A 22,096-nucleotide genomic window follows, 5' to 3' on the forward strand; every position below is an offset into this window, starting at 1 on the left:
CTGGCGGCCGGCGCCCGGGATACTGCGGTGAGGAAGTCTCGCCCCCGTGGAGGTAGCCGTGCCGCTCCAGCCCACCCGCGACGACAAGTTCTCCTTCGGCCTGTGGACGGTCGGCTGGCAGGCCCGGGATCCGTTCGGGGAGGCGACCCGGGGCCCGCTCGACCCGGTGGAGGCCGTGCACAAGCTTGCCGAGCTGGGTGCGTACGGAATCACCTTCCACGACGACGACCTCGTGCCGTTCGGGTCCGACGCGCGCTCGCGCGACGGGATCCTCGCCGGTTTCCGCAAGGCGCTCGACGAGACCGGCATGGTCGTGCCGATGGTGACCACCAACCTCTTCACCCATCCGGCGTTCAAGGACGGCGGCTTCACCAGCAACGACCGCGGCGTGCGCCGCTACGCGCTGCGCAAGGTGCTCCGCAACATGGACCTCGCCGCCGAGCTGGGCGCGAAGACCCTGGTGCTGTGGGGCGGCCGGGAAGGCGCCGAGTACGACGTCGCCAAGGACGTCCACGCCGCCCTCGACCGCTACCGCGAGGCCCTCGACGTGATCGCGCGGTATTCCGAGGACAACGGCTACGGCCTGCGTTTCGCCATCGAGCCGAAGCCCAACGAGCCCCGCGGCGACATCCTGCTGCCCACTGCCGGGCATGCCCTCGCTTTTCTGCACGAGCTCGAGCGCCCCGAGCTGTTCGGGATCAACCCCGAGGTCGGCCACGAGCAGATGGCGAACCTGAACTTCGCCCACGGCGTCGCCCAGGCGCTCTGGCACGGCAAGCTGTTCCACATCGACCTGAACGGCCAGCACGGCCCCAAGTTCGACCAGGACCTGGTCTTCGGCCACGGCGACCTGCTCAACGCCTTCGCCCTGGTCGACCTGCTGGAGCACGGCGCGCCCGGCGGCGGCCCGCGTTACGACGGGCCCCGCCACTTCGACTACAAGCCGTCGCGCACCGAGGACTACACCGGGGTCTGGGCGTCCGCCGCGGCGAACATGCGCATGTATCTGCTGCTCAAGGAGCGCGCCCAGGCATTCCGGGCGGATCCCCGGGTGCAGGCCGCCCTGACCGAGTCCGGGGTGCTCGAGCTGGCGCGGCCGACCCTGGACGAGGGCGAGACCTACCGGGACCTGCTCGACGACGACAGGGGGTTCGACGCCGATGCGGCGGGTGCCCGCGGCTACGGCTTCGTGCGGCTGCACCAGCTCGCCGTCGACCACCTGCTGCGGGCGTGAGGACGGCATGGCCCTGGTCGCCGGGATCGACAGCTCCACGCAGTCCTGCAAGGTCGTCGTCCGCGACGCCGAGACCGGCGAGCTGGTCCGGCAGGGGCGCGCCGGCCATCCCGAGGGCACCGAGGTGCACCCCGACGCCTGGTGGGCCGCCCTGCGGCGGGCCGTCGAGGAGGCGGGCGGCCTGGACGACGTCGCCGCCGCCTCGGTGGCCGGCCAGCAGCACGGCATGGTCGTCCTCGACGAGGGCGGCGCGGTGGTCCGCCCGGCGCTGCTGTGGAACGACACCCGCAGCGCCGGCGCCGCCGCCGAGCTGATCGAGGAGCTGGGCGGCGGCGACGCCGGGCGCCGCGCCTGGGTCGACGCGGTCGGCATCGTCCCGGTCGCCAGCTTCACCCTCACCAAGCTGCGCTGGCTGGCGCGGCACGAGCCGCAGGCGGCGAAGCGCGTGGCGGCGGTGTGCCTGCCGCACGACTGGCTGACCTGGAAGCTGTGCGGCGCCACCGGCCTGGAGGTCCTGCGTACCGACCGCAGCGACGCCAGCGGCACGCTGTACTGGTCCGCCGCGACCGGCGCCTACCGTCCCGACCTGCTGGAGCTCGGTTTCGGGCGGCGCGTCCACACGCCCGAGGTGCTCGGCCCGACCGGCGTCGCCGGACGCCTGCCCACCGGCGCCCCGCTGGGTCCGGGCGCCGGGGACAACGCGGCGGCGGGGCTCGGCACCGGCGCGCTGCCCGGCGACGTCGTGATCTCCATCGGGACGTCCGGCACGGTGTTCGTCTCCTCCGACGTCGCCCCGGACGACCCGAGCGGGACGGTGGCCGGGTTCGCCGACGCCACCGGCCGGTTCCTGCCGATCGTGGTCACCCTCAACGCGGCCCGGGTGCTCGACGCGGCGGCCCGGCTGCTCGGCGTCGACCACGCGGAGCTGTCGCGGCTCGCGCTGACGGCGCCCGCCGGGGCCGACGGGCTGGTGCTGGTCCCGTACCTGGAGGGCGAGCGCACCCCGGACCGGCCGGACGCCACCGGGGCGATCCACGGCCTCACGCTGCGCACCTCGGATCCCGCCCACCTGGCCCGGGCTGCCGTCGAGGGCATGCTGTGCGCGCTGGCGGACGGGCTGGACGCCCTGGTCGCGCGGGGTGCCGCCGTCCGGCGGGCGGTGCTGGTGGGCGGCGGTGCGCGCAGCGAGGCCGTCCGCCGGATCGCCCCGGCGCTCTTCGGGCTGCCGGTGCTGGTCCCGCCGCCGGGCGAGTACGTCGCGGACGGCGCCGCCCGCCAGGCCGCCTGGGTCCTCGCGGGCGGCGCCGCGCCGCCGGGGTGGTCGTCCGCAAGCCCCCAGGTGTACGAGGACGACAGCGTTCCGTTGATCCGGGAGCAGTACGCGGCCGCCCGGGACAGGGTCGTCGACCGCGCCGCCCGCTAACCTTCTGCGAGTGACCGGAGGAGGCTCGGCGCACCGCGCGTACAGCGTGGTGGTCTTCGTCGTCCTCGCGTCGCTGGACAACGTCGCCATCGGCCTCGTCCCGCCGCTGTACGGCAGCATCGGCGCGGACTTCGGCGTCGGCGAGGCGCACATCGCGCTGGCCACCACGGTCATGTTCCTGATCAGCGCCGTCGCCGCGGTCGGGTGGGCGTACGCGGGCGACCGCACCGACCGCAAGCCGGTGCTGATCGCCGGCACCGCCATCTGGGTGGCCGGGACGGCCTGGTCCGGCCTGGCCGGGAGCTATCCGTCGTTCCTGCTGGCGCAGGTGCTCGCCGCGTTCGGCCTCGGCGGCGTGGCCAGCGTCAGCTTCTCGGTGGTCAGCGACCTCATCTCGCCCCGGCGCCGGGGCCTGGTGATGAGTTTCTGGGGACTGGCGCAGGGCGTCGGCACGCTGGCCGGGACGATGGTCGGCGGCCTGCTCGGGGCGGGCGACTGGCGGCGGCCGTTCCTGGTGGTCGCGGCCGCCGGGGTGGTGGCGGCGCTCGCCTACCTGCTCACCTACGACGTGCCGCGCGGCGACAGCCAGCCGGAGCTGCGCGGCGTCGAGTACGACGAGCGCATCCACCACGATCATCTGCCCCGGATCCTGGCGCGGCGCACCAACATCTGGCTGATCTTCCAGGGCCTCTCGGCGCAGATCGCGTTCGGCTCCCTGGTGTGGCTTCCGGTGCTGTTCCGGGCGCGGGCCGAGGACCAGGGCTACTCGACGCCGACGGCCATCGTCGTGGGCAGCGTCTTCGCGAGCCTCTTCCAGCTCGGCGGCGCCCTCTCGATCATCGGCGGGCTCGTCGGGGACCGCCTGCAGCGCCGGACGCCGCGGGGCCGGGCGCTGGTCGCGGCGGCCGGGGTGCTGGCCGCCGTACCGTTCTACGTGGTGCTCTACTTCGTGCCGTTCCGCATCGACGTCCCGGACGGCGGCAGCACCGGCGCGGTGATCCGGGCGATCCTCGCCGACGTGCTGACCGAGCCGACCGTCGGTCTCAGCCTCGCCACCGCCGTCTTCGCCCTCGCGCTGACCTCGGCGAACTCGCCCAACTGGTTCGCCATGATCGCCGACGTCAACCCGCCCGAGCACCGCGGCACCGTCTACAGCCTGGGCAACCTGGCCAACGGCGTGGGCCGGGCCGGCGGCAACGCGCTGGTCGGCGTCGCCTTCCGCGCGCTGTCCGGCGCCTTCCCGCCCCCGCTGAACTACGCGGTCGGGCTGGCGGCGTTCCAGTTCTTCTTCGTCCCCACCGGGATCATGTACTGGCTCGCGAGCCGGACGGTGGCCAGGGACATGGCGGACACCCATGCGGCCCTGGCCACCTACGCGGACCATGAGCAGGTGAGCCGGGAGACGCCTGCTACCCGCGCGCCCAGACCGTGACGTCCTGCGGCACCCGGCCGTCGGAGGTCAGGGGTTCGCTGGCCAGCAGCACCCGGGCGCCCAGCGGCAGCTCGGCCGGCGCGGCACCGAAGTTGGTCAGGACCAGCATCTCGCCGTTGCGGAACGCCAGCACGTCGGCGGGGGTGTCCTGCCAGGTCAGCGTGCCCGAGCCCAGCGCATGCTCGGCGCGCAGGCGCAGCGCCGAGCGGTAGAGCTCGTACGTCGAGCCGGGCACGTCCCGCTGCCGGTCGAGGGCGTACTCGGCCCAGGACTCGGGCTGGGGCAACCAGCTCGCGTCGGTGGGGCCGAAGCCGTACGACGGGGCGTCCGCCTCCCACGGGATCGGCACCCGGCACCCGTCCCGGCCGCGCTCGGCGTGCCCGGAGCGTTCCCAGGCCGGGTCCTGCCGCAGCTCGTCGGGGATCGCGGTGTGCTCGGGCAGACCCAGCTCCTCGCCCTGGTAGAGGTACGCCGAGCCGGGCAGTGCGAGCATCTGCAGCGAGGCGGCCCGGGCCCGGCGCAGGCCCAGCGGCGCGTCCGGCTGCGGGTCGTCGGCTCCGATGCCGTGCCGGCGGGGCTCGCCCACCGGATAGCCCAGCCGGGTCGCGTGCCGCACCACGTCGTGGTTGGAGAGCACCCAGGTGGTCGGGGCGCCGACGGCGGCGTTGGCGGCGGTCGTGGTGTCGATGACCCGGCGCAGCGGGTCGGCGGACCACGGGGTGTCGAGGTACTCGAAGTTGAACGCCTGGTGCATCTCGTCCGACCGCACGTAGCGCGCCAGCCGCTCGGCGGGCCGCACCCAGGCCTCGGCGACGAGGATCCGGTCACCCTCGTACGCGTCCAGCACCGCGCGCCACTCCCGGTAGATGTCGTGCACGCCGTCCTGGTCCCACATCGGCGGCGGCGGGGCGCCCTCCGGTGCCAGACCGCCGAGGATCATCTCGTCCGCGTACTCGTAGTCGGCGAGGTCGGCGTCCTTGATCAGGCCGTGGGCCACGTCCACGCGGAAGCCGTCGACGCCCCGGTCGAGCCAGAAGCGCAGGATCGCCGAGAACTCGGCCCGGACGCCGTCGTCGCCCCAGTTCAGGTCGGGCTGGGAGACGTCGAAGAGGTGCAGGTACCACTGGCCGTCGTCGACGCGCTCCCAGGCGGGACCGCCGAAGACGCTGCGCCAGTCGTTCGGCGGCTCGGCGCCGTCCGGTCCGCGGCCGTCGCGGAAGATGTAGCGCTCGCGCTCGGGGCTGCCCGGACCCGCGGCCAGGGCGGCCCGGAACCAGGCGTGCTCGCTCGAGGTGTGGTTGGGCACCAGGTCGACGATGACCTTGAGGCCCAGCGTCCGCGCCTGGGCGATCATCTTGTCGGCGTCGCCGAGGTCGCCGAAGCGGGGGTCGACGGAGCGGTAGTCGGCCACGTCGTAGCCGGCGTCGCGCTGCGGCGACGGGTAGAACGGCGACAGCCACACCGCGTCCACACCGAGGTCGCGCAGGTCGCTCAGCCGCGCGGTGATGCCGGGCAGGTCGCCCATGCCGTCGCCGTCGCCGTCGGCGAAGGAGCGCGGATAGATCTGGTAGATGACGGCGCTGCGCCACCAGTCACTGGGGGATGGCATGCCACCAGGCTATCCGTCCAGGATGGCGGCGAACCGCTGCTCCGCGAGGTCGAGCTGGTCGAGGATGTGGTCCTTGGCGGCGCGCGACAGCGGGGTGTCCGCGCGTGCGACGAGCTCGCGCAGCTTGGGCACCAGCGGCCGGTACTTCATCGCCGAGCTGCGCGCCTTGTCGTCCGTCGTGTGGATCACCCCCAGCCCGTTGTCGGTGAAGTCGCTGACCTTGATGATCCGGGCCCACGGATCCCGTTCCAGGCTGGCCGCCACGTGCGTGCGGTACTGCTCGTGGCGGTCGCGGTGCGGGTCGTACTCCGGGTTGGTGACCGAGCGGACCAGCTCGGCCACCCGCGGGTTGTAGCGTTTGGCCAGCGCGGCGACCGCCGAGTCGGTCAGTTCCCGATGGCTCAGGTCGGCGGGCAGCTCGGCCAGCTCGGCGGGATGGTCCTCGACCGCGTCGTGCAGCAGCGCCGCGGTCAGCACGTCGACGTCCCGGATGCGGTAGTAGCCCACGATGCGGATGGCGACCCGCAGCAGATGGTTCAGATAGGGCTCCCGGACCCGCCGGTCGTGGGCGTGCAGCCGGGACGCGAGCGCCAGCGCGTCCTCGAGCTGCCGCCGGTCACCGTCCGGGAGCCGCGCGATCTCGAGGTGGAAGCGGTCCCGCAGGCCGGCCTCGCCGTACACCTCGGTGATCGCGTGTAGCGGCATCGACAGCAGCATCCTTGGCGCCACCCGAACAGGTATACCGGACGCGGCCATCCCGTGGGGTCCGGCTCAGGAAGGAACGTCGATCAGCGGCTCTTCCGCGGCCGCCGGGCGCGGGGGTACGGGACGCGGCGACGGCCGGCTCCCCGGCGTACGCCGCACGGCCGACAGCGACGCCTGCTTGAGCGACCACGGGTGGTGGTTCTCGGCGTGCACGCCGCGCCGCGGGATGCCGGCGCCGTCGGTGAACTCCTCCTCGGTCATGGCCTGCAGGGCGCTGAGCGCCACCCCGAGGATGGTCGCGGCGCTGATCAGGGTGATCGGCACGATCATGAGCAGCGGCCGGATGCCGGTCGCCTGGCCGGTCACCTCGGCGAGCTCCACGTCCATGGCGGCCATGCCGGTGTAGTGCATGCCGCAGACGGCGATGGCCATGATCCCCGCGGCGCCGAGCATCGGCGCCCATCCCTTGACGGAGACGGTGAACCACAGGGCGGTGGTGGACGCGACCACCGCGATGATGGCGGAGGCGACGACCATGGGAAGGTCATAGTGGATCGTGCCGGAGACGTGCATGCCGGCCATGCCGGTGTAGTGCATCGCCAGCACGCCCGCGCCGGTGAGCGTCCCCGCCATGACGACCCGCGGCAGGCTGCGCCGGCCGTGCCCGACCACCATCAGGCCGAAGCCGACCGCGAGGACCGCCAGGCCGAGGCTGAGCATGGTCAGCTCGGGGCTGTAGCGGACCGGGCTCTGCGGGACCTCGAAGCCGAGCATCGCGGTGAAGTGCATGAGCCAGATGGCGGCGCCGCCGATGGAGAACGCCGCGATGATGAGCCATCGGCTGCGCCGGCCGCGGGTCCGCGCGGAGCGGGCCCGGCCGGTGGAGAGCAGGCCCAGGAAGGACCCGAGCATCGCCACGAGGAAAGCGGCGATCGGGTTGAACGCACCATAGGTGAAGTGATGTACCTCGGCCACAGCCGGACACCTCGCGAGGATCGGGGGGATCGATTCGCTGTGGATTCAGCCATGAGTCCGATCTACGACATCGCACTTCGTGTGCGTGTCACTACATAGTGAACCGGGGCCACCGTAGAGCTGCCTGCGAGAGACAGCGCTACGGCGACCCCGGTGCGGGTCGGGGGTTCGGGTTCGGGGGGCCTAACTGCTGAAGATGCTCACACCGCCGGGGCCCACGAGCAGGCCGACGACGATCAGCACGACGCCCCAGAGGATCTGCCGCCGGAACAGCGCGAGGACGCCGGCGACCACGAGTACGACTGCGAGAATCCAGAGCAAAAGTTCCATGACCTGCTGATACCCGAGTGGCAGAAATTGAAAACACGGGTCTACACACGACGGAGGCCCCGTCCCTTCGAGGGGTGGGGCCTCCGGAGCAAATCGGGATCAGGCGGGCACGAGATCGGCGTCCACATTCTCCGACAGCAGCTGGTAGACGTTGTAGGCCTGCTTGATGACCGCGTGGGCGACGTTGCGGACGGGCACCCCGCCGGGCGTCCGCCCCCGCTCCGAGCCGTGGTGCGCGTGCCCGTGCAGGGCCAGCGCGGTCGGCGCCGAGTCGATCGCCTGCCCCAGCAGGTACGACCCCAGGAACGGATAGATCTCCAGCGGCTCGCCCACCAGCGTCTCGGGCACGGGGGAGTAGTGCGTGAGCGCCACCAGGGCGTCGCACTCCAGCCCGCGCAGGGCTGCCCCGAGCTTCTCCGCGATCGCCTCGGTGGTGCCGACGAAGTCCTTCATCTCCCGCTCGCCGAACGCGCTGGCGCATGCCCCGGCGAACCCGCCGCCGAAGCCCTTGGCGCCGGCGATGCCCAGCCGGTGGCCGTTGAGCTCGAGCACCGTGCCGTCGCCCTCCAACACCGTGATCCCGGCGTCGGTGAGCACCCGGGTGACCTCGGCCTCCTGGTCGCTCTGGTGGTCGTGGTTGCCGAGGACGACGACGACCGGCACGGCCAGCCCGCCGAACTCGGTCGCCATGCACCTCGCCTCCTCGACCGTGCCGTGGCGGGTGAGGTCGCCCGCGATCAGCAGCGCGTCGGCGACCTCCGGCAGGCGGTCCAGCGCGGGCCGGTAGCGGCCGAGCACATCCTTGTCCACGTGGACGTCGCCCACTGCGGCGATCCGGATCATGAAATCTCCTCCACCTCGGTGGGCGCCGCGGCGCGCACGATGCCGATGTCACAGGCGATCTCGACGTCCGGGAAGTGCGTCGAGATCTGCCGGCAGATCTCGTCGCGGCGCTCGGTGCTCTCGACATCGCCGCCGAGCACGAGCAGGTGTTCCCGGCGCTGCAGGGTGATGCCCTGCTCGCAGACCGCGCCGGTCTCGGTCAGGAGGCGCTGGATCTCCGCCTCCGTGTACTCGTCGATGTGTGTTGTCATCTCATCCCCCCACGGTCAGCTGGGCACTACCCGGCTCCGGTACCACCTCGAGGCGGTCCAGCAGCACCAGGAACGCCTCCGCGTACGGCGACTTCTGGGTGTCCTGCCGTACCCGGTCCCAGTCGATCTGCTCGCGCAGCGAGCGGGCCACGGGCAGGCCGGTGGCGAAATCGCAGTAGTGCTGGGTGTAACTGAGCAGTTTGTGCACCATCAGCTGGGTCGCCGACAGCACGGGCATGCTGATCGCCTCGACCGGGCGCATCACCGTGTCTCGCAGGGTGGCGTCGGTCACCGGCGACTCGACCGGGCGGTAGATCAGGTCCACCATCCGGCCCTCGTCGTAGACCTTGACCAGCCAGTCCTCCGGCGGCTGCGCCACCTCGAAGCCGACCGCGGACAACTCGGCGAGGGCGCGTTCCTTGTCCTGTTCACGGATGAGGAAATCGACGTCGTGATCGCTGGAGTGCCCGCCGTGGGCGTACACGGCGAAGCTGCCACCGAGGGCGAACGGGATCTCGGCCTGCTTGAGCACGGAGGCCACCCGTTTGAGCGTGTTCACCAGGCCCTCGTCCACCCGATACGGCATGGCGTCTCCCTGTGTCGATTGATGTCCGTTTCCAGACGGAACGACTACCCCTCACGGCCTCGTTCGTAACGCGGGGCACCCGCTGGTCAAGGTCAAATTCAACTACTAGGACCCATTTTGTACGTCCGGAGCGCCCCGTCGCCGAGGAACCGTCCGTGACACCCGGGGCTACCCTCGGTGGGTATGGTCCCCGGCCCAGCCCTCGTGCCAGCGTCCGCCGCCTCCGTCCAGCGTCCCCGCACCATCGCCCTGGTCGGTATCGACGGCTCCGGAAAGACGACCCAGGCGCACCTGCTCGCGGCCGCGCTGGCGGCCCATGGGCTGCCGGCGAGCTACCGCCGCAACGCCGGCGGCCGGCGCTGGTTCGGCCGGCTCGCCGCCGCGCTGGGCCGGCGCGACGGCGACCATCTGCTGGGCCGCAAGGCCATGCTGGTGGTCGAGTCGGTGCTGCGCTGGCTGGCCATCCTGCGTACCCTGCTGCGCCGGCGCCTCACCGGCGAGGTCGCCGTCATGGACCGCTATGCCGTGTGCCAGTACGCCAGCATCCGCGCCCACGCCAAGACCCCGCGCCCCGAGCGGCTCAACCGGGCCGAGCGGCGGGCGCGGCTCGCCTACCGGATCTTCCCGCGTCCCGACGTCACCTTCCTGCTGGCGGTCGATCCGGCGGTCGCCTACGACCGCATCGAGCGCCGCGGATACGACCACGAGGAGATGTCCTACCTGCGGGCGGCGTCCGCGGCCTACCGGTCGCTGCCGGAGTACGGCGACTTCGTGGTGATCGACGCGAACGGCACACCGGAGCAGGTCCAGGCCGCCCTGCTGGCCCACCTCCGCGTCCCCGACCCGCTCGCCCGCCGGGATGCGCCGGTCGCGTCCGGCCCGCCGCCGGCCTCGCACACTCGCGCCGTGCTCGTGGGAGCCGCGGCGCTGACCGCGGCGGTGGCCGCCCTCACCCTGCAGCTCGCCGAGGTCTTCTAGGCGGCGTCGCTAGGCCTTGCCGTAGACGGGGATGGTCGCGCCGCTGGTCGGTGCGGACTCGTCGCCGGCGAGGAAGGCGATCACCCGGGCGATCTCCGCGGGGATGACCCAGCGGGTGTGGTCGGCGTCCGGCTGCTGCCGGCGGTTGAGCGGGGTGTCGATCACGCTGGGCAGCACGGTGTTCGCCCGTACCCCGTCCTTGCGGTACTCCACCGCGACGGCGTTGGCGAACGCGAGCACCGCCGCCTTGGCGGTGACGTATCCGGCCGCTCCGGGAAACGGTGCGACGGCGGCACGTGACGAGACACACACCACGGAGCCCCCGCCGGCCGCCACCAGGTGCGGCAGCGCCGCCGCCGTCACCAGGTACGTGGGCCGCAGGTTGAGCCGCAGCATCGCCTCGAAGTCCTCCACCGGGGTCTCGTGCACCCGGGCGCCCATCGCGAAGCCGCCCACCAGGTTGACCACGGCCGTCAGAGGTGCGCCCGGCTCGCCGGCGGCGACCGCGACGGCCCCGGCGGCGTCGTCGGGCACCGTGAGGTCGGCCTCGACGCCCGTCACGCCCGCGGGCAGCCGTCCCGTCGCTCCGGCCCGTACGGGCGCCACGACGCGCCATCCCGCGTCGCGCAGGGTCTCCGCGACCGCGCCGCCGAGCCCGCCGGCCCCACCCGTCACCACCACGCTGCGCTCCATGGGCGTCACCGTAGCCGGGGCGGCGACGGCGCGCGCCGGCCCCGCGCCACCCTTGTCGGGGCTGTGTTCTCCATCACTGTCCGTGTAGTCAGCCCGGTTGGCGGAAACGACGAGAGAACCCGATGGTCGCCCGGGCGGGGGTCACCCGGACGGGCTAGTGATCTGCGGCGGGATGTGCCGCATGGTGTCAGGGGTTCCCCGGCCCCGAGCGGTGCCGGGATCTTCGCCATGGCGTTTGCATCAAGCTTGGCGGCAACCTGTCGATGCTGGACGTGAACCCAACTGGCTACCGAGCCGTACTGGGTAGTGATGAGCGTCGCAAAGCAATCCGTGACGCCCGTCGCTGTGACGGATGAGGGGCTGATGGTGTCATGTATGGGGCGAAGGGTACGCGGCGTTGCGCGCAACCCGCGCCGGACGCGACTCCGAATGCCTTCCCTGGGAGCGCTCTTCAGTAAGTATCCACGCAGCTCTCAGGTGACGCTCAGGCATTCGTGTCACTTTCGACCCACCAGCCGGAATCAGTGCAGGGCGCCACTTGTTGTGTAGGTGTCAGCACCGCAATGCACGAACTGCGGACGTTACGGGGAGGGCTGATGGACGCAGGAATTGCCCGTAACAGGGTTAGTGAAGGCAATGAGGGGACCGTGGGCAACGTGGAGAAGAACACCGTGATGCGGACGGACGAAGTCGCCGAGGAGCGCGACCTCGTCGGCGTCTACCTGCACGAGATCTCCCGGACGCCGCTTCTGGATGCCGCCAGGGAGGTCGACCTCTCCAAGGCAATCGAGGCCGGCCTCTATGCCGAGCACCTGCTCGACAGCGGTGACGTCCGTCGCGGCGTGAGCCGGGAGGAGCTGGAGCGCCTGGTCGTCGAGGGCGAGCGGGCCAAGGACCTGTTCATCCGGGCCAACCTGCGACTGGTGGTCTCGATCGCACGCCGGTACGTGCGCTCGGGCATGCCGATGCTCGACCTGATCCAGGAGGGCAACACCGGCCTGGTCCGCGCCGTGGAGAAGTTCGACTACGAGCGCGGCTACAAGTTCTCGACGTACGCGACGTGGTGGATCCGCCAGGCGATCAGCCGGGCGATCGCGCAGCAGGAGCGCACCGTGCGCCTGCCCGTGCACCTCGTCGAGGATGTCAACCGGATGCGCAACGTCACCCGCCAGCTCGTCCGCGAGCTCGGCGCCGACCCGGAGCCGGCGCAGGTCGCCGCGGCGCTGGGCGTGACGGTCGAGCGCGTCACCGAGCTGACCCGCTGGGCCCAGGACACCGTGTCCCTGGACACCCCGGTGGGCGACGACGGCGACACGAACCTCGGCGACCTGGTCGCCGACAGCGACGCGCCGTCGCCGGAGGAGATCGTGCTCACGGCGCTCGAGCGCCAGCGCATCGAGGGCCTGCTCAACCACCTCGACGACCGGTCGGCGGGCATCATGCGCGCCCGCTACGGCCTCGAGGACGGGCGGGAGCACTCGCTGACCGAGGTGGCGTCGCGCTTCTCGCTGTCGCGGGAGCGGATCCGTCAGCTCGAGATCCAGGCCCTGGGCCGGCTGCGTGAGCTGGCCCGCGCCGAGGGTCTGCAGGCCGCCTGAGCCTGCGACCGCAGCCCACCTCCCCGTCCGACGGACGAAGGCCGGTGTCCCGCAGGGGGCACCGGCCTTCGCCGCTTCCCACGGCAGACGAAAGGCCGGTGTCCCCTCGGGGAGCACCGGCCTTCCGCGGTCGTGCGTTATTGCGGCGTGGTCATCTCACGCGGCCGTATCCGTACGGCGGCATGATGTCGATCGACACCTTGCTGATCGGCTCACCGGGCACCGAGGCGTGGATGATCTGTCCGCCGCCGACGTAGATGCCGACGTGCGCGAGGGCGCGGTAGAACACCAGGTCGCCGGGCTCGAGCTCGGACCGGTCGATCCGGCTGGTCTCGCTGAACTGTGCCGCGGCGTTGTGGGACAGGCTCTTGCCCGCCGCGCGCCAGGCCGAGGAGGTCAGGCCCGAGCAGTCGAAGGCGCCCGGACCGGCGGCACCGAACGAGTACGGCTTGCCGATCTGGTTGTACGCGAACGTCACGGCAGCGCCGGCGTCGCCCGAGATGTCGGGAATGTCGCCGGTGTAGGCCGAGCCGCTCTCGGTCGCCCGGCCGTACGCCGCGGTGCGCATGGCGTACAGCTCCTTGAGGTCGCCCTCGATCTTCTTCTTGCGGGCGGCGAGCTCCTTGACCTCGGCCGCCTGCTTGTCCTGGGTGGCCTTGAGGGCGGCCTGACGCTGGGAGAAGGTCTGCGTCGTCGTCGTGTAGGTGTCGATGTCGCGCTGCCGGCTGCGGGACAGCTGCTCCAGAATGGACATGCGGTCCATCAGGCTGTCGGTGCCGTCGAGCACGACGTTCATGGTGCCGACCCGGCCGGTCTTGTACGCCGAAGCCGCGATGACCTGCATCTGCGAGCCGGCCGCCTCGAGCGCCGCCTTGGCGGGCGCGAGCGATGCGGCGAGCTTCTTCTCGTCGGCCTTCGTCTTGTTCAGGCTGAGCCGCATCTTGTTGTACGACTCGACGACGTCCTCGAGCTGGTGGGACGCCTTCTCGATCTTCTTCGTCAGCTCCGTGGTGGAGGGTGCCGCGTGCGCGGCCGGGGCGACAGAGCTGGAGATCACGATCGCCAGGGCGGCGACCACCAGGGTGCGTAGCCTCGTGCGGGCGTGTGGCAACGGTACGTGGCCTTTCTTCCGCTGTGCCGCCTACCGGGTTAGCTGACGGATTCGGGCGGGAAGAAGGCCCTACCGCGGAACGCGGATTCACCCCAGGTGCTACTTCGGTGGTTCCCCGGATCGTCGAGGCGGTTGCGGAGCCCCGGGGGAGGGGGTCTCCGTTTCCGCCGTCGAGACTCGGCGGCGTCGGCCGGCGCCACCGGTGTGGCTGCGGACCGGACCAACCGCATCAACTTATCGGCGATCGCGATTAACACAAGAGCCGGAAGAGTGACTTGCGCCGATAATCACAATGATCCGAATGATCCCGATAACCGACCGCGATGCGCTCGATTCGCAGGGTTACTTTCTCTATTTCTCCGCCAGCGCGGCCGCCGGGGCCATCGGCCGTACGGCCCACTTGCGAGTGACGACGTGCTCCGCCCAGAACGACAGCAGCGGCACCGTGCCCGCGAGCATGACGAGCAGCATCCGGCCGAGCGGCCAGCCCGCACGGCGGCTCAGGTCGAAGGTGGCCACCAGGTAGAGCATGTAGAGGAAGCCGTGGAACGGTCCCACGGTGGCGACCACGGTGGGGTCGTCACCGGCGTACTTCAGCGGCATGCCCACCAGCACGAGCACGACGAGGACCACGCCGACGATCCAGGCGATGATCCGGTAGCGGGTGAGGGCTCCCTGCACGATCCACGTCCTTACTTGATGCCGCTCTTGCGTCCGGGGTAGTCGCCCGGCCGCGCCCCGGGGTGGGCGTTGAGCCAGGCGAGATAGTCGTTGTAGGCGTCCAGCTCCGGGTCGCTGCCGGCCTGAGCCGCCGGCCGGTTCACGGCGGCGCGCACCGGCCGGCGCACCGTCACCGGCGTGTCCGCGGCCGGGCCGGCCGGGCTCGGGACGTCCGGCTCTTCCGCGGGCTTCCCGGCCTGCCGGCGGTGGGCCTTGAGCTCCTGCTGCACCTCGCGGAACCACAGGAAAGCGACGAAGGCCGCGAAGACCGGCCATTCGAAGGTGTAGCCCCAGCTGAGGGTGTTGCCGCCGGTGGCCCGGCTGAACTGCCACCAGCCCAGGCCCAGGAAGCCGGCGATGAGCACGAGGGCGACCACGTGGCGGGCGATCCACGCCGGGGTCCACAGCGCTCTCATGCGTCGAGCGTACCGGCAGGCCTGTCCGCGCCGAGCCGGTGCCGCCGGGGGCCGGTGTGCGGGCGGGGTTTGACCCCAGGCCGCTCGGGCAACCGTTGCGGGAAGCACGAGAGAGGAAGAGATCATGAGCGACTCCGAGGTCGGCGACCGCGTCGGTACCGAGCAGGGCATCGACCCGTCGGGTCTCGCCGACGACGACCTGATCCGCGAGCTGGGCAGCCTGCACCGGACGCGGCTCGCGACGCTGCGGCACGGCCCCGACGCGGCGCTCGCCAACCACCTGCGGCGTACGGCGGAGCTGGAGACCGAGTACCTGGCCCGCCACCCCGGGCGCGAGGTCGACCCGCACCGGCTCACCCAGGACTTCTGAGAGGAACCGCATGACTCCCTCGGTACGCGCCCGGCTCGACCGGCTGCGCCGGCAGTACGCCCCGCACGAGCACCGGCCCCTGGACGGATACGCGGCCACGATGACCGCCTTCGGGGTGCTCGCGGGCAGTCTGGGCGTCGCCGCGAAGATCACCGGCCGGACCGTGCCGGAGCGCCCGGCCCTCGCGGACGTGGTGCTGATCTCGATCGCGACCCACAAGCTGAGCCGCCTGATCGCCAAGGATGCGGTCACCAGCCCCCTGCGGGCACCCTTCACCCGCTACGCCGAGCCCGGCGGCAGCGCGGAGGTGAACGAGGAGGTACGCGACCAGGGCAGCCCCGTGCGCCACTCGATCGGCGAACTGATCAGCTGCCCCTTCTGCCTGGCGGTGTGGGTGGCCACCGGGCTGACCAGCGGCCTGGTGTTCGTTCCGCGGTTCACCCGGCTGGCGGCCACCGTGTTCACGGCGACGGCGGCCTCGGACTTCCTGCAGATGGCGTACTCGCTCGCCAAGGAGGCCGCGGAGGGCGGCCCGGCGGAGAGTGCGGACGAGGAGCGGCTCGGGCAGCCGGCGGGCGGCCGGGTGACCGCGCGGGCCTGACCGAGCCCCGCGCGGGACAGGCCGTCCGGCCGCGAAAGCCCGAGGCCGCACAGGCCTCGGGCTGCTCGACCAGGCGACCGGGACGGCCTCAGGGCGGGCCGTCCTGCTCCATCCCCGACCAGCCGCGCGGGCTCTCCTGCTCGCCCGGGTCGCGGTCCTCGACGATGCCGGGCTCCACGGCCGTCGTGTCGTGCTCCCCGGCGAAGTCGCTCGCCCCGTCGGGGGTGCCGTCGTCGTCACCCAGGGCGGGCAGGCGTTCGTTCTGCTGCTGGGTCATGTCGCTCCCTAGACGTCGAGGTTGCGCAAGGCCTCGGCGGCCTCGTCCTGGGCGTACTCGCCCTCGGGCAGTGCGTCGATGCGGGTGAGGGCCGCCGCGGGAAGGTTCCCGGCCACGGCGCCGCGCTGGAGGTCGGCGCTGCTGAGCCGTTCCTGGCCGGAGTAGGCCTCGTCGAGATAGTCGTCCAGAATCTGCAGGTCGTCGCTCACGGCAGTCGACTACCCGGGCCGTGGGCGTGCAAACGGCGGCGCGACGCGTACGGCCGGAGTTCTGTGGTACAGGTCACAATGACTCGCGGAATCGCGGGCGACTGCCGACGGTTGAGGGCAGATGCCGGTGTGCCCAGTGTCCCCGGGCCTCACCCTTAGCCTTCGCGGAATACCGTTCGGCTGGAGCCGCGTTGAGCCACTCGCCGCGAGGCGACCTGCACACCGGCATCCTCGTCACGCCGCCCCCGGCCCACCGGCCGGGGGCGGCGTCGTCTCGCCTGGCGTCCGAGCCGGGATCGCCGAGTTTTCGAGGTCGCCGATCGCGGGTACCCGGCGGATATGAGTGATGATCGCGTGCGGCGGCGGGCGGTCGACCTGCTGCCGGAGGAGCAGGCCGCCGGCAGTGCCGACCCGGGGGCGCAGGCCGAGGCGATTCTCGCCGAGTCGGACGAGCGCGAGGCGGACCAGGGCGCCGCGCCGAGCACATTCCTGGAACATCGCGCGTCGGGCCAGACGGTTACGCCCGCGGACGGCACCCGTTAGTGGACACCACTTTCGTGTTCACGGATGAGCATGGCAATATCGGGCAAATGTCTGCCCCGGAACGGAGCACAGAGCGCCGGTCGGCGTCGCGTCGCGGCAAGCCGGCCAACGCCGCGGGTACGCCGGACTCCAGCCGGCTCCGCGGGCGGTCCCGGCGCGGCGCCGGGACGGCCCTCTCCGTCGCCGCCCTGCCCGCCTCCGACGGCGCTCGTGCTGGAGCGGGAAGTGCCGGGGCCTCGCCGGCTCCCGGCGACGCACCGGGCGCCAACACCACCGGCCGGCGGCGGCGCCGGCGGCGCAACGGCCGGCGGGGCGGCGGCCACAACGCGCGGCGGCCGGTCCGCAAGGCCCAGCGCGGCCGCCAGGAGGCCAGCTTCGCCAGGGACACCCGAGGGGCCGGGGACCGTGCCTCGTCGCTCCACGGCGACGGTGGCGGCGTTGCCGCGCTGCCCGCCGGGGACGGCCGATCGGCGCCGCATCCGGTCGAGGTGGCCGGGCTGCTGCACGAGCTGTCCGCCCTGTTGCTCGGCACCGACGACGTCGCGCAGGCGCTCGACCGGCTGGCCGTCTTCACCGCGAACGCGGTGCCGGGCGCGCTGCGCTGCTCGGTGGCACTGATCGGCGAAGGGGGCCCGCCCACCTTCGCCGCGTCGGATCCCGGGGCGCACGCCCTCGACGACCTCCAGTACGCGACCGGTGACGGCCCCGGCCTGGAAGCGGCGCGGACCCGCGCGGTCGTCGTCGTCCCCGACCTCTCCGCGGACGGGCGCTGGCCCGAACTGGCCGAGCGGGCGCGGGCCGAGGGCGTGCAGGCCGTCGCGTCGATCCCGCTGGATCTGCGGCGGTCGGCCGTCGGCGCCGTGACCTTGTTCGCCGAGCGGCCCGGGATCGAGCCGGAGGCTCTGCTCACCGCGATGGCGGTGGTCGGCCAGGCCGAGCTGCTCGTCGGCGAGGTCCACCGCCGGGCGGGGCAGTGCGCGGGATCGACCGTCGACCGCGCCGCCGGCGTCATCATCGCCCAGCGCGGCTGCGGCGTCCGGGAGGCCTACGACGTGCTCCGCGACACCTCCCAGCGGCTCGGCCTGCCGCGCGAGGAGGTCGCGGAGCGCCTGATCGCCGCCGCCGCCCGCAACGCCGACGCCTGACCTGCCGCCACGCGGCGGCGGGTCAGCGGGAAACGCTCTGGACGACCTCGAACTCGAGCAGCTCGGCCCCGGAGGCCACCGGGCGGGCCCGCTCACCGGAGTGTGCGGCCCGGCCCATGCCGGAGGACCACGCCTGGAAGTGTTCCTCCGTCTCCCAGCGGGTGTAGACGAAGTACCGGGTCTCGCCGGCCACCGGCCGCAGCAGTTCGAAGCCCAGGAACCCCTCGGCCTGCTCCACCGCACCCTGCCGGGCCGCGAACCGCTTCTCCAGCTCGGGGCCCGCGCCCTCGGGGACGTCGATCGCGTTGATTTTCACCACTGCCATACGACACAGGGTACGAGCGCGTGCTGCGCCCGTACCCCGTGGAGGTCGTCAGTGGGCTGTTCCGCCGGCCGCGGCGGCGGCCGCGTCGTCGGCGCGCTGCTGCTGTGCCGAGCGCTGCGACAGCGCGATCTCCGGCAGGAAGAAGACGACGACCAGGCCGACCACCATGACCGCGAGCGCCAGCAGATAGACGATCTGGATGCCGTCGGAGAAGCCGACCTTGAACGGATGCGCGAGCGCCTCCGGCAGCTTGCTGACGAACGACGTGTCGCTCAGGTCGGCGCCGCCGCCCTGCGGCGCGGGCACCCCGGCCTCCGTGTACGCCTCCCTGATCTTGGTGGGCAGCACGTTGAAGAGCACGGACAGGAAGACGGCGGTGCCGAGGGTGCCGCCCATCGACCGGAAGAACGTCACCGAGCTGGTGGCCACGCCGATCTCCCGCGGCGACACCGCGTTCTGCACCGCGGTGATCATCGGCTGCATGTTGCCGCCGAGGCCCAGCCCCATCAGCACCATGATCAGCATGGTCTTCCAGAGCGGGGTGTCCGCGCCGATCAGGGCGAACAACCCGAGCGCCGCGGTCATGAGGACGCTGCCGACGATCGGGAAGATCCGGTAGCGGCCGGTACGGGCGATGAGCTGGCCCGAGGTGATCGAGCCGGCCATGATGCCGACCACGAACGGGATCATCTGCAGGCCGGCGACGGTGGGGGAGCTGCCCTTGACGATCTGCAGGTACAGCGGGACGGTCATGAGGCCGCCGAACATCGCCATGCCGAGGATCGTGCTGGAGGCCGCGCCCACGGCGACCGTACGGTTGCCGAACAGCCGCAGCGGCAGCAGCGCCTCGTCCTTGTACGCCCGCTCGGCCAGCACGAACGCCACCAGCCCGACGGCGCCGATCACGTAGCAGGCGATCGCGCGGGTGGAGCCCCAGCCCCACTCGCGTCCCTGCTCGGCGACGGTCAGCAGCGGCACCAGGCCGACGATGAGCGCGACCGCGCCCGGCCAGTCGATGCGGTGGTCGGTGCGGTGGTGCGGCAGGTGCAGCACGCGGGCCACCACGATCATCGCCGCGATGCCGATGGGGACGTTGATGTAGAAGACCCAGCGCCAGCCGTCGACCCAGAGGATCTTGTCGGCGCCGGCGAAGAAGCCGCCGAGGATCGGGCCGATGACGCTGGCCGTGCCGAAGACCGCCAGGAAGAAACCCTGGTACTTCGCGCGCTCGCGGGGCGGGACGATGTCGCCGATGATCGCGAGGGCCAGCGACATCAGGCCGCCGGCGCCGATGCCCTGGATGGCGCGGAAGGCGGCCAGCTCGTACATGCTCTGCGACAGCCCGCACAGGATCGAGCCGAGGATGAACACGCCGATCGCGAACAGGAAGAACGGCCGCCGTCCGTAGATGTCGGAGAGCTTGCCGTAGAGCGGGGTGGAGATCGTCGAGGTGATGAGGAACGCCGTCGTCGCCCAGGCCTGCAGGTTGAAGCCGTCGAGGTCGTCGGCGATGGTCCGGGTGGCGGTGGCCATGATGGTCTGGTCGAGCGCCGCCAGGAACATCCCCATCATCAGGCCGATCAGCACCGTGATGATCTGGCGATGGGTGAATTCCCCGGTGGGTTCGGTGCCCTGGGTGCCGGCTCCGGGCCCGGACTCCGCCGCTGCGGTGGTGCTGGAGTTGGTCACGCGCTCTCCCGTGCTGATCCGGCTGGGTCGTTGCGCAGGCGCGCCTCGACGGAGCTGTTGAATTCTTCGAAGAGGCCGGCGAAGGCGCTCACCCGCTCGGCCGGCCAGCCGCTGAGCGTCTCGCTGATCAAAGCGTGCCGCGCCTCGTGCAGGCGCTGGCAGGCGCTGAGCCCGGCGTCGGTGACGGCCACCCGGGACGCGCGCCCGTCGGCCGGGTCCGCCTCCCGGCGCGCCAGGCCGGCCTTGACCAGCTGCGCCGCCTGCCGGCTGATGGTGGAGGGGTCGGCGCCCTTGACCTCGGCGAGCTCGGTGACCCGCAACGGACCCTGACGGCACAGCGGGAACAGCAGCATCAGCGCGGAGAACTCGGCGCCGAGGTCTCCGGTGTCGAGCATGCTCTTGGCCCGCGCGCCCAGGCGGAAGAACCGCTGAACTTCGTCGGCCAGCCGGGCGGTGGCGTCCTCGCCGTCCTGCCGCATCCCCGCACCTCCCCCCGATGAAGATGTGTGCAGCCTACAACTTGTTGGTTGGTGAAAGCATTGTGTTCCGCATCTCCCAGACGGCCGTGACCAGCGACTCCGTCTCCTCCAGCGCCGCGGTCACCGGCACGGTGTACTCCGCCTTGCGGATGAACAGCCGCTCGGGGAAGTACCCCCGCCCCGGGTCGCCAACCAGGATCAGCGCCCCCGAAGCGGCGAGCCGGCGCAGGGCGGAGGTCATCCGGTCGGCGACCGAGCGGGTGTAGAACACGTCCCCGGCCAGCACGACGTCGGCCGGGCCGGCGTCGGCGACGTCCGCGGCCCGGACCTCGACCGTCACGCCGTTGGCGGCGGCGTTGCGCCGGGTCGCCCCGGCCGCCGCGGGATCCAGGTCCAGCGCCTCGACGCCGGCCGCGCCCGCCCGGGCGGCCGCGATGGCCGCGACGCCGGATCCGGCGGCGACGTCCAGTACCCGCCGGCCTGCCACGGTTTCGGGATGATCCAGGATGTACCGGGCGAGGGCCTGGCCGCCCGCCCACACGAAGGCCCAGAACGGCGGCGGGACGTCGCTGCGGAACTCGCCTCCGGTCGCGTCGAACAACCCCGTGTCACCGCCGGCGAGGTGCAGGGAGATCTCCGGGGCCAGGGGTACGGGAAGAAGCTCGGTACGCACCCGGGCATTCTCGGCGCCGCAGCACGGGGACGCGCGGCATTCAGCCGTACGGTGCGGGCTTATGCGGTGATTTTCTCCGGAGCCGGCGCCTCCGCGTGGCGCGTCTCACCCAGCGCGCGCCGGGCGTTCTCCATGATCGTCCGGGCGCGCTCGGAGGCGGCGTCGACGCCGAGCGCCTGCTCCGACAGGGCCAGTGCCGTCCGCGGGTCGCCGACCGCCGAGGCGTGCCCGGCCGCGTCCAGCAGGGCGGTCACCACCCGCACGCGGTAGCGCTCGCGGGCGTCCGCGGCCCATCGTGGCTGGTCGACGTCCTCCAGCAGCGGGCGGGCGGCGAGGTGCGCCGCCGCCGTCAGCGGGCGCAGGGCGCGGCTCGCCGTACGCCCGGACGCGGCGGCCACCAGCTCCTCGAAGCGGGCGACGTCGACGCGCACCTGCTCGGCCACCAGGGCGTAACCGCCGCCGGACGTGGCGATCACCGACTCGGGATCGGCATCCGGATCGAGCCGATGGCGCAAAAGGGACAGATGACCCTCCATCGTGTCCTCCGCGGCGACCGGTGGCCGTCCGGCCCACAGCATGTCGGCCAGCTCGTCCTTGCGCAGCGCGCCGTGCAGCGCGAGCAGGGCCAGGATCTGCCGCGGCTCCGCGCCGCCGAGGTCCTCGCCGGAGAGCCGCATTCCCCGGGTGCGAACCTCGAGGCGACCGAAAAGCTGGATTTCGTACATGGGGTATCACCCTGGACGGGGGACGGTCGTGCGACAAGCCACCGCGACGGTGAACCGAACCCCGAAAGCGAGGGGTGGGTTCCGCCGAAGATACGAGTTTTGGCGGCCGCTCGTCCCCATCCGCGCGGCGGGCGGGCACCGCGGTCCGCTTGGCTC

At 72.2% G+C, this 22,096-nt stretch carries 27 protein-coding genes and 1 riboswitch; of the genes, 9 read left to right on the top strand and 18 right to left on the bottom strand.

Annotated elements, in window-relative coordinates; genetic code table 11:
* Nucleotides 1-58: 58 nt before the first annotated feature.
* Genes xylA through IEY99_RS27295 form a run of 3 tightly spaced genes read left to right on the top strand, consistent with a single transcriptional unit; the run spans nucleotide 59 to nucleotide 4,089 of the window.
* Nucleotides 59-1,234 (top strand): xylose isomerase, encoded by a 1,176-nt coding sequence (gene xylA / locus IEY99_RS27285; protein ID WP_189206946.1) that lies wholly within the window; start codon nucleotides 59-61, stop codon nucleotides 1,232-1,234.
* A gap of 7 nt (nucleotides 1,235-1,241) precedes the next feature.
* Entirely contained in the window at nucleotides 1,242-2,657 is a 1,416-nt protein-coding gene (gene xylB / locus IEY99_RS27290; protein WP_189206947.1) for a xylulokinase, read from the top strand.
* 4 nt (nucleotides 2,658-2,661) lie between these two features.
* Nucleotides 2,662-4,089, top strand: coding sequence for an MFS transporter (locus tag IEY99_RS27295; protein ID WP_229799314.1), 1,428 nt, complete (start codon nucleotides 2,662-2,664; stop codon nucleotides 4,087-4,089).
* On the opposite strand, the gene IEY99_RS27300 is transcribed toward IEY99_RS27295, so the two are convergent.
* The 7 genes from IEY99_RS27300 to IEY99_RS27330 all read right to left on the bottom strand — a co-directional run bounded on the left by IEY99_RS27300 (nucleotide 4,067) and on the right by IEY99_RS27330 (nucleotide 9,388).
* The gene (locus tag IEY99_RS27300; RefSeq protein WP_189206949.1) at nucleotides 4,067-5,698 is read right to left on the bottom strand and encodes a glycoside hydrolase family 13 protein; all 1,632 of its coding nucleotides are present in this window, start codon (nucleotides 5,696-5,698) and stop codon (nucleotides 4,067-4,069) included. The two genes, IEY99_RS27295 and IEY99_RS27300, sit on opposite strands and share 23 nt — an antisense overlap.
* A 9-nt stretch (nucleotides 5,699-5,707) precedes the next feature.
* On the bottom strand, nucleotides 5,708-6,403 hold the full coding sequence (locus IEY99_RS27305; protein ID WP_189206950.1) for an HD domain-containing protein: 696 nt from the start codon (nucleotides 6,401-6,403) through the stop codon (nucleotides 5,708-5,710).
* Nucleotides 6,404-6,469: 66 nt separating this feature from the next.
* A complete protein-coding gene (locus tag IEY99_RS27310; RefSeq protein ID WP_189206951.1) occupies nucleotides 6,470-7,378 on the bottom strand; it encodes an MHYT domain-containing protein in 909 nt (302 codons plus the stop codon).
* 183 nt (nucleotides 7,379-7,561) lie between these two features.
* Nucleotides 7,562-7,708, bottom strand: coding sequence for a GPGG-motif small membrane protein (locus IEY99_RS27315; protein ID WP_170047466.1), 147 nt, complete (start codon nucleotides 7,706-7,708; stop codon nucleotides 7,562-7,564).
* Nucleotides 7,709-7,807: 99 nt separating this feature from the next.
* The gene (locus IEY99_RS27320) at nucleotides 7,808-8,551 is read right to left on the bottom strand and encodes a metallophosphoesterase family protein (protein ID WP_189206952.1); all 744 of its coding nucleotides are present in this window, start codon (nucleotides 8,549-8,551) and stop codon (nucleotides 7,808-7,810) included.
* Nucleotides 8,548-8,802 (bottom strand): hypothetical protein, encoded by a 255-nt coding sequence (locus IEY99_RS27325; protein WP_189206953.1) that lies wholly within the window; start codon nucleotides 8,800-8,802, stop codon nucleotides 8,548-8,550. The genes IEY99_RS27320 and IEY99_RS27325 overlap by 4 nt, the downstream gene beginning before the upstream one ends.
* A 1-nt stretch (nucleotide 8,803) precedes the next feature.
* Nucleotides 8,804-9,388, bottom strand: coding sequence for a nucleotidyltransferase family protein (locus tag IEY99_RS27330; RefSeq protein ID WP_189206954.1), 585 nt, complete (start codon nucleotides 9,386-9,388; stop codon nucleotides 8,804-8,806).
* Between the two features lie 183 nt (nucleotides 9,389-9,571).
* On the opposite strand from IEY99_RS27330, the gene IEY99_RS27335 reads away from it, so the two are divergent.
* The gene (locus tag IEY99_RS27335; protein WP_189206955.1) at nucleotides 9,572-10,366 is read left to right on the top strand and encodes a dTMP kinase; all 795 of its coding nucleotides are present in this window, start codon (nucleotides 9,572-9,574) and stop codon (nucleotides 10,364-10,366) included.
* Between the two features lie 9 nt (nucleotides 10,367-10,375).
* On the opposite strand, the gene IEY99_RS27340 is transcribed toward IEY99_RS27335, so the two are convergent.
* The gene (locus IEY99_RS27340; RefSeq protein ID WP_189206956.1) at nucleotides 10,376-11,059 is read right to left on the bottom strand and encodes an SDR family NAD(P)-dependent oxidoreductase; all 684 of its coding nucleotides are present in this window, start codon (nucleotides 11,057-11,059) and stop codon (nucleotides 10,376-10,378) included.
* 596 nt (nucleotides 11,060-11,655) lie between these two features.
* On the opposite strand from IEY99_RS27340, the gene IEY99_RS27345 reads away from it, so the two are divergent.
* Entirely contained in the window at nucleotides 11,656-12,657 is a 1,002-nt protein-coding gene (locus IEY99_RS27345; RefSeq protein ID WP_071809785.1) for a sigma-70 family RNA polymerase sigma factor, read from the top strand.
* Between the two features lie 151 nt (nucleotides 12,658-12,808).
* Here IEY99_RS27345 and IEY99_RS27350 read toward each other — a convergent pair whose 3' ends face one another.
* From IEY99_RS27350 to IEY99_RS27360, 3 genes are all read right to left on the bottom strand, one after another.
* The gene (locus IEY99_RS27350) at nucleotides 12,809-13,735 is read right to left on the bottom strand and encodes a C40 family peptidase (RefSeq protein ID WP_229799296.1); all 927 of its coding nucleotides are present in this window, start codon (nucleotides 13,733-13,735) and stop codon (nucleotides 12,809-12,811) included.
* 45 nt (nucleotides 13,736-13,780) lie between these two features.
* Nucleotides 13,781-13,909: riboswitch (cyclic di-AMP (ydaO/yuaA leader) on the bottom strand.
* A gap of 210 nt (nucleotides 13,910-14,119) precedes the next feature.
* Nucleotides 14,120-14,449: a DUF3817 domain-containing protein gene (locus IEY99_RS27355; protein WP_189206957.1), complete on the bottom strand. Its 330-nt coding sequence runs from the start codon at nucleotides 14,447-14,449 to the stop codon at nucleotides 14,120-14,122.
* 11 nt (nucleotides 14,450-14,460) lie between these two features.
* Nucleotides 14,461-14,904, bottom strand: a complete 444-nt coding sequence (locus IEY99_RS27360; protein WP_189206958.1) for a hypothetical protein — start codon at nucleotides 14,902-14,904, stop codon at nucleotides 14,461-14,463.
* A 124-nt stretch (nucleotides 14,905-15,028) separates the two neighbouring features.
* Here IEY99_RS27360 and IEY99_RS27365 point away from each other — a divergent pair, with 124 nt between their 5' ends.
* Nucleotides 15,029-15,274, top strand: a complete 246-nt coding sequence (locus IEY99_RS27365) for a DUF6158 family protein (protein WP_189206959.1) — start codon at nucleotides 15,029-15,031, stop codon at nucleotides 15,272-15,274.
* Between the two features lie 10 nt (nucleotides 15,275-15,284).
* Nucleotides 15,285-15,875: a DUF1360 domain-containing protein gene (locus IEY99_RS27370; RefSeq protein ID WP_189206960.1), complete on the top strand. Its 591-nt coding sequence runs from the start codon at nucleotides 15,285-15,287 to the stop codon at nucleotides 15,873-15,875.
* 88 nt (nucleotides 15,876-15,963) lie between these two features.
* Here the strand turns inward: IEY99_RS27370 and IEY99_RS27375 are convergent, their stop codons facing one another.
* A complete protein-coding gene (locus IEY99_RS27375) occupies nucleotides 15,964-16,152 on the bottom strand; it encodes a hypothetical protein (RefSeq protein WP_189206961.1) in 189 nt (62 codons plus the stop codon).
* 8 nt (nucleotides 16,153-16,160) lie between these two features.
* The gene (locus IEY99_RS27380; protein WP_189206962.1) at nucleotides 16,161-16,361 is read right to left on the bottom strand and encodes a hypothetical protein; all 201 of its coding nucleotides are present in this window, start codon (nucleotides 16,359-16,361) and stop codon (nucleotides 16,161-16,163) included.
* Nucleotides 16,362-16,700: 339 nt separating this feature from the next.
* Here IEY99_RS27380 and IEY99_RS27385 point away from each other — a divergent pair, with 339 nt between their 5' ends.
* Together IEY99_RS27385 and IEY99_RS27390 are read left to right on the top strand one after the other, a co-directional pair.
* Entirely contained in the window at nucleotides 16,701-16,904 is a 204-nt protein-coding gene (locus IEY99_RS27385) for a hypothetical protein (RefSeq protein ID WP_189206963.1), read from the top strand.
* 47 nt (nucleotides 16,905-16,951) lie between these two features.
* Nucleotides 16,952-18,049, top strand: a complete 1,098-nt coding sequence (locus tag IEY99_RS27390) for a GAF and ANTAR domain-containing protein (RefSeq protein WP_189206964.1) — start codon at nucleotides 16,952-16,954, stop codon at nucleotides 18,047-18,049.
* A 22-nt stretch (nucleotides 18,050-18,071) separates the two neighbouring features.
* On the opposite strand, the gene IEY99_RS27395 is transcribed toward IEY99_RS27390, so the two are convergent.
* Genes IEY99_RS27395 through IEY99_RS27415 form a run of 5 tightly spaced genes read right to left on the bottom strand, consistent with a single transcriptional unit; the run spans nucleotide 18,072 to nucleotide 21,940 of the window.
* Nucleotides 18,072-18,374, bottom strand: coding sequence for an antibiotic biosynthesis monooxygenase family protein (locus tag IEY99_RS27395; RefSeq protein WP_189206965.1), 303 nt, complete (start codon nucleotides 18,372-18,374; stop codon nucleotides 18,072-18,074).
* Nucleotides 18,375-18,422: 48 nt separating this feature from the next.
* A complete protein-coding gene (locus tag IEY99_RS27400; protein WP_189206966.1) occupies nucleotides 18,423-20,063 on the bottom strand; it encodes an MDR family MFS transporter in 1,641 nt (546 codons plus the stop codon).
* On the bottom strand, nucleotides 20,060-20,542 hold the full coding sequence (locus IEY99_RS27405; protein ID WP_189206967.1) for a MarR family winged helix-turn-helix transcriptional regulator: 483 nt from the start codon (nucleotides 20,540-20,542) through the stop codon (nucleotides 20,060-20,062). The genes IEY99_RS27400 and IEY99_RS27405 overlap by 4 nt, the downstream gene beginning before the upstream one ends.
* Nucleotides 20,543-20,576: 34 nt before the next feature.
* Nucleotides 20,577-21,215 (bottom strand): class I SAM-dependent methyltransferase, encoded by a 639-nt coding sequence (locus IEY99_RS27410; protein ID WP_189206968.1) that lies wholly within the window; start codon nucleotides 21,213-21,215, stop codon nucleotides 20,577-20,579.
* 59 nt (nucleotides 21,216-21,274) lie between these two features.
* Nucleotides 21,275-21,940 carry an AfsR/SARP family transcriptional regulator gene (locus tag IEY99_RS27415; RefSeq protein WP_189206969.1) on the bottom strand — a complete coding sequence of 222 codons (666 nt, stop codon included), beginning with the start codon at nucleotides 21,938-21,940 and terminating at the stop codon, nucleotides 21,275-21,277.
* Between the last annotated feature and the right edge of the window lie 156 nt (nucleotides 21,941-22,096).

Source organism: Couchioplanes azureus (assembly GCF_014648355.1).
GTDB classification, from domain to species: Bacteria; Actinomycetota; Actinomycetes; order Mycobacteriales; family Micromonosporaceae; genus Actinoplanes; species Actinoplanes azureus.

Bases quoted from the DNA above. Each gene is read 5' to 3' on its own strand.
- xylB (WP_189206947.1), top strand. From the start codon at position 1,242: ATGGCCCTGGTCGCCGGGATCGACAGCTCCACGCAGTCCTGCAAGGTC.
- IEY99_RS27300 (WP_189206949.1), bottom strand. From the start codon at position 5,698: ATGCCATCCCCCAGTGACTGGTGGCGCAGCGCCGTCATCTACCAGATC.
- IEY99_RS27305 (WP_189206950.1), bottom strand. From the start codon at position 6,403: ATGCCGCTACACGCGATCACCGAGGTGTACGGCGAGGCCGGCCTGCGG.
- IEY99_RS27315 (WP_170047466.1), bottom strand. From the start codon at position 7,708: ATGGAACTTTTGCTCTGGATTCTCGCAGTCGTACTCGTGGTCGCCGGC.
- IEY99_RS27320 (WP_189206952.1), bottom strand. From the start codon at position 8,551: ATGATCCGGATCGCCGCAGTGGGCGACGTCCACGTGGACAAGGATGTG.
- IEY99_RS27325 (WP_189206953.1), bottom strand. From the start codon at position 8,802: ATGACAACACACATCGACGAGTACACGGAGGCGGAGATCCAGCGCCTC.
- IEY99_RS27330 (WP_189206954.1), bottom strand. From the start codon at position 9,388: ATGCCGTATCGGGTGGACGAGGGCCTGGTGAACACGCTCAAACGGGTG.
- IEY99_RS27335 (WP_189206955.1), top strand. From the start codon at position 9,572: ATGGTCCCCGGCCCAGCCCTCGTGCCAGCGTCCGCCGCCTCCGTCCAG.
- IEY99_RS27340 (WP_189206956.1), bottom strand. From the start codon at position 11,059: ATGGAGCGCAGCGTGGTGGTGACGGGTGGGGCCGGCGGGCTCGGCGGC.
- IEY99_RS27345 (WP_071809785.1), top strand. From the start codon at position 11,656: ATGGACGCAGGAATTGCCCGTAACAGGGTTAGTGAAGGCAATGAGGGG.
- IEY99_RS27360 (WP_189206958.1), bottom strand. From the start codon at position 14,904: ATGAGAGCGCTGTGGACCCCGGCGTGGATCGCCCGCCACGTGGTCGCC.
- IEY99_RS27365 (WP_189206959.1), top strand. From the start codon at position 15,029: ATGAGCGACTCCGAGGTCGGCGACCGCGTCGGTACCGAGCAGGGCATC.
- IEY99_RS27370 (WP_189206960.1), top strand. From the start codon at position 15,285: ATGACTCCCTCGGTACGCGCCCGGCTCGACCGGCTGCGCCGGCAGTAC.
- IEY99_RS27375 (WP_189206961.1), bottom strand. From the start codon at position 16,152: ATGACCCAGCAGCAGAACGAACGCCTGCCCGCCCTGGGTGACGACGAC.
- IEY99_RS27385 (WP_189206963.1), top strand. From the start codon at position 16,701: ATGAGTGATGATCGCGTGCGGCGGCGGGCGGTCGACCTGCTGCCGGAG.
- IEY99_RS27390 (WP_189206964.1), top strand. From the start codon at position 16,952: ATGTCTGCCCCGGAACGGAGCACAGAGCGCCGGTCGGCGTCGCGTCGC.
- IEY99_RS27395 (WP_189206965.1), bottom strand. From the start codon at position 18,374: ATGGCAGTGGTGAAAATCAACGCGATCGACGTCCCCGAGGGCGCGGGC.
- IEY99_RS27405 (WP_189206967.1), bottom strand. From the start codon at position 20,542: ATGCGGCAGGACGGCGAGGACGCCACCGCCCGGCTGGCCGACGAAGTT.
- IEY99_RS27415 (WP_189206969.1), bottom strand. From the start codon at position 21,940: ATGTACGAAATCCAGCTTTTCGGTCGCCTCGAGGTTCGCACCCGGGGA.